Raw genomic sequence first — 274 nt, forward strand, 5'->3', positions numbered from 1 at the left:
AGGTTGGCTTAGAAGCAGCCACCCTTGAAAGAGTGCGTAATAGCTCACTGGTCAAGTGATCCTGCGCCGACAATGTAGCGGGGCTCAAGTACACCACCGAAGCTGCGGCATTCACGCAATAGCCCCCAGTTGATCCAAGGATTTTCTGGCAGGTGTGTGGATGGGTAGGGGAGCGTCGTGTGGCCATGGAAGCGGCAGGGTGACCTAGCCGTGGAGGCCACACGAGTGAGAATGCAGGCATGAGTAGCGAAAGACGAGTGAGAAACTCGTCCGC

1 rRNA gene is annotated in these 274 nt (G+C 56.9%); it reads left to right on the forward strand.

Annotated features, from left to right (window positions below):
* Positions 1 to 274 (forward strand): 23S ribosomal RNA (locus tag G8767_RS35395); the annotation flags it as partial.

Origin of the sequence: Rhodococcus sp. IC4_135 (assembly GCF_011602025.1) — a bacterium.
In the GTDB taxonomy this organism is placed as follows: Bacteria; Actinomycetota; Actinomycetes; order Mycobacteriales; family Mycobacteriaceae; genus Rhodococcus_F; species Rhodococcus_F baikonurensis.